Source organism: Burkholderia sp. Ac-20379, from assembly GCF_017104645.1.
Lineage (GTDB): Bacteria > Pseudomonadota > Gammaproteobacteria > Burkholderiales > Burkholderiaceae > Burkholderia.
In genome coordinates this window covers 1-3,645 of record NZ_JAAGPF010000506.1, presented here as the reverse complement: position 1 = coordinate 3,645, position 3,645 = coordinate 1, and the positions used below count along the sequence as shown (strand labels likewise).

4 protein-coding genes and 1 pseudogene are annotated in these 3,645 nt (G+C 71.1%); 3 read left to right on the top strand and 2 right to left on the bottom strand.

Going from position 1 to position 3,645, the window contains the following annotated elements; translation table 11 throughout:
- The 3 genes and pseudogenes from flgA to G3N92_RS32030 form a co-directional block, all read left to right on the top strand.
- Positions 1-616, top strand: a pseudogene (flgA, locus tag G3N92_RS32040) (flagellar basal body P-ring formation chaperone FlgA); the annotation flags it as partial.
- A gap of 130 nt (positions 617-746) precedes the next feature.
- The gene (gene flgM / locus G3N92_RS32035; protein WP_206131545.1) at positions 747-1,073 is read left to right on the top strand and encodes a flagellar biosynthesis anti-sigma factor FlgM; all 327 of its coding nucleotides are present in this window, start codon (positions 747-749) and stop codon (positions 1,071-1,073) included.
- A gap of 76 nt (positions 1,074-1,149) precedes the next feature.
- Positions 1,150-1,590: a flagellar protein FlgN gene (locus G3N92_RS32030; RefSeq protein WP_206131544.1), complete on the top strand. Its 441-nt coding sequence runs from the start codon at positions 1,150-1,152 to the stop codon at positions 1,588-1,590.
- A gap of 110 nt (positions 1,591-1,700) precedes the next feature.
- On the opposite strand, the gene G3N92_RS32025 is transcribed toward G3N92_RS32030, so the two are convergent.
- Together G3N92_RS32025 and G3N92_RS32020 are read right to left on the bottom strand one after the other, a co-directional pair.
- Complete coding sequence (locus G3N92_RS32025; RefSeq protein WP_206131543.1) at positions 1,701-2,948, bottom strand: multifunctional CCA addition/repair protein; 1,248 nt, start codon at positions 2,946-2,948, stop codon at positions 1,701-1,703.
- A 52-nt stretch (positions 2,949-3,000) separates the two neighbouring features.
- Entirely contained in the window at positions 3,001-3,630 is a 630-nt protein-coding gene (locus tag G3N92_RS32020) for a glutathione S-transferase family protein (RefSeq protein ID WP_206131546.1), read from the bottom strand.
- Positions 3,631-3,645 lie beyond the last annotated feature (15 nt).

Below are 3,645 nucleotides of genomic sequence, written 5' to 3'. Positions count from 1 at the left end.
GGATCCGTAAGCGATCCGCCTGGCCGCGCCTGCGTTCCCGCGCCAGCAGACGGCCGGCCTGCCCGGCAAGGCCACGGTTACCGTCTCGCCGGCGTTCCCGCGCGGGCTGGCGGCCTGCACCTCGCTCGAGCCGTTCCTGCCGCCGGGCGCGCGGCTGTGGGGCCGCACCACGGTCGGCGTGCGCTGCGCCGGTGCGAAGCCGTGGACGCTCTATCTCCAGTCGAAGATCACGGTGCAGGGCACCTATTACGTGGCCGCCCGGGCGCTGGCGCCCGGCGACGTGCTGACGGCCGCCGACCTGACGCCGCGCGACGGCGACCTGACCATGCTGCCGCTGGCGATCGTCACCGATCCGTCGCAGGCGGTGGGCGGCACCGCGCTGATGCGCGTGGCGATCGGGCTGCCGCTGCGCCAGGACATGCTGCGCAGCGCCTCGGCGGTCAGCATCGGCCAGACCGTGCGCGTGGTGGCCGCCGGCCAGGGTTTCACGATTTCGTCGGAAGGCAGCGTGCTGAACAATGCGGGGCCAGGTCAGCAGGTGCGGGTGCGGATGGCCGCGGGGCAGATCGTGACAGGTGTGGTGAAGGACGCGGGGACGGTCGAGATTCCGTTATGATCGCGGTTCGGGCGAGGGCGGCCGGAAAGATTGCAAAGTTTTGTTTCTGAAAGCCTTTATTGAGCAGCGGGCGCTAAAGTTCGGCCCTGCGATGCCGTTATCTCGCTCAAATCGTTCAGGAAAGCCCATCGTGAAAATCGATTCCTCCTCCGCCTCCACTGTCCGCCCGGCGTCCACCGACGCCGCTTCGTCGCGCACGCAGGCCAGCGCCGCCGCCCCGGCCGCGCCCGCCGCGAGCGACACGGCCGCCTCCAGCGGCGACGCCAACGTGAACCTGTCGTCCTTGTCGACGAACCTGCAATCCCTCGCGGCGTCCGGCTCGTCCGACATCGACACCGCGAAAGTCCAGTCGATCCGCGACGCGATCAGCAACGGCACGCTGTCGATCGACACCGGCAAGATCGCCGACGGCATCCTGCAGACGGCGAGCGAGCTGCTGCGCTCGCCCAGCCACTGAGGCTGAGCGGCGATCGGGCGGGCGACGGCAATCGGCGCGCGGATGGTCCGCGCGCCGGCGTTTTGAGCGAGACGCAATGAAAGAAGCACTGTTGGCGACGATCAACGACGAACACGCGACGGTCGAGGCTTTCGCGTCGCTGCTCGTCTACGAGCAACAGGCGTTGACGGCGGCCTCGCCGGCCGAAGCGCTGCCCGGCATCATCGAGCGCAAGACCCAACTGGTCGAGCGCCTCGCCACGCTCGAAAAGCTGCGCGACACGCAACTGGCCGCCCTCGGCTATCCGGCCGGCCGCGCCGGCATCGACGCGGCCTCGGAGCGCGACCCGAGCGTCGCGAGCCGCTGGCGCCTGCTGCGCGACGCCACCGAGCGCGTGCGTCACGCCAATCTGAACAACGGGATGCTGATCCGCATCCGCATGGATTACAACGAGCGCACGCTGCAGGTGCTGCGCGCGCAACCGCCGCGCGCGGGCCTGTACGGCCCGGACGGCCGCGTCTCGACGCCGGTTCGCTGATTACGCTTCGCTGAAACGACCGCCGGCGCGGGCAGCCCAGGCTGCACGCGCCGGTTTCGTTTTGGGGGACGGCGTGGGCAACGGCAGCCGGGCGACGCCCGGCCTCGCCCTCAGGCCTCCTCGCCGATCGCCAGATCGCCCGCCACCGCGTCCACCCGCGCGCGGTGCACCGCGTCCTTGATCCCTTCCGGATTGCCCTTCATGCCGGCCGCCACCTGCCCGGCGTCCACCGCCCGCGCCGCCACCAGCGCGCGCCGCAGCCGTTCGGCCTGCGGATACGGCTGCGTCTCCAGCCCGAGCCGGCCGCGCGCGTCCGATTCGCAGGCCTGCAGCATCTCGGCGAAGCGCGCCGGCTTGCGCAGCGCGTCGGCGCGTTCGAGCAGGCGCACCAGCGCCGCCGCGCCCATCCCCATCACCTGATGCAGATTGCCGTGCTCGCGCGCCACCAGCAGCGCCAGGTCGCGGCACTCGTTCGGCACGCGCAGCCGGTCGCACACCGGCTTGAGCAGATCGACGCTGCGCCCTTCGTGGCCGATATGGCGCGGCAGCACGTGCTCGGGCGTGGTGGCCTTGCCGAGATCGTGCGTCAGCGCGGCGAAGCGCACCGGCAGCGAATAGCCGTGCTTGGCCGCGTAATCCACCACCATCATCACGTGCACGCCGGTATCGACCTCGGGGTGGTAGTCGGCGCGCTGCGGCACGCCGAACAGCGCGGCCACCTCGGGCAGGATCCGCTCGAGCGCGCCGCAGTCGCGCAGCACCGCGAACATCCGCGACGGCTTCGCCTCCATCAGCCCGCGCGACACCTCCTGCCACACCCGCTCGGGCACCAGCGCGTCCACCTCGCCGGCCGCCACCATCGCGCGCATCAGCGCGAGCGTCTCATCGGCCACCGTGAAATCGGCGAAGCGGGCCGCGAAACGCGCGATCCGCAGGATCCGCACCGGATCCTCGACGAACGCCGCGCCCACATGGCGGAACCGCTTCGCGGCCAGATCGGCGCGGCCGTCGAACGGATCGACCACCGGCCCGATCAGGCTGCCGTCGGGGCTGACCTCGCGCGCCATCGCGTTGACCGTCAGGTCGCGCCGGCCGAGATCCTCCTCGAGCGTCACGTCGGGCGCGAAATGGAACTGGAAGCCGTGATAGCCGGCCGCCGTCTTGCGCTCGGTGCGCGCCAGCGCGTATTCCTCGTGGGTGCGCGGGTGCAGGAACACCGGGAAATCCTTGCCGACCGGGCGATAGCCCTGCGCCACCAGTTGCTCGGGCGTCGCGCCCACCACCACGTAGTCGCGATCCTGCACCGGCATGCCGAGCAGTTCGTCGCGGATCGCGCCGCCCACCGCATAAATCTTCATCCTGCTTCTCCATGACGCCCGGGCAGCCGCGCCGCGCGGGCATGTTGCATCGTCAGTCGAACACGCGCGTCTCGCGGCGCGCGTCGCCGACCCAGGCGGCCACCGCCGGTTCGGCCAGCATCCGTTCGACATAGCCGGCCGCGATCTCCGACAGCGGCGGCGCGTAGGTCACGAAGCGCAGCACGACCGGCGCGTACATCGCGTCGGCGATCGTGAACGCGCCGAACAGGAACGGCCCGCCCGAGGCGGCCAGGCAGTCGCGCCAGAGCGCGTCGACGCGCGCCACGTCGGCCAGCGCGGCGGCCGACAGCTTGCGGCCCGGCAGCGCGGCGCGAATGTCGAGCGGCATCTCGCTGCGCATCGCCATGAAACCCGAATGCATTTCGGCCGACACGCAGCGCGCCCGCGCCCGTGCGGCCGGATCGGCCGGCCACAGCGCCTGCGCCGGGTGGCGCTCGGCGAGCGTCTCGGCGATCGCGAGCGAATCCCAGATCGCGTGGCCGGCGTCGTCGATCAGGCACGGCACCTTGCCCGACGGCGACACCGCGCGGATCCGCCGGTCGGTGTCGGGGGTGCGCAGCTCGATCAGCGTCTCGTCGAACGCGATGCCGAAATGGCGCATCAGCACCCACGGCCGCATCGACCAGGACGAGTAGTTTTTGTCACCAATGATCAGTTGCATGCTTGCCTCGTGCGG

Coding starts and splice junctions, on each gene's coding strand:
- G3N92_RS32030 (WP_206131544.1), top strand. CDS start 1,150: ATGAAAGAAGCACTGTTGGCGACGATCAACGACGAACACGCGACGGTC.
- G3N92_RS32025 (WP_206131543.1), bottom strand. CDS start 2,948: ATGAAGATTTATGCGGTGGGCGGCGCGATCCGCGACGAACTGCTCGGC.
- G3N92_RS32020 (WP_206131546.1), bottom strand. CDS start 3,630: ATGCAACTGATCATTGGTGACAAAAACTACTCGTCCTGGTCGATGCGG.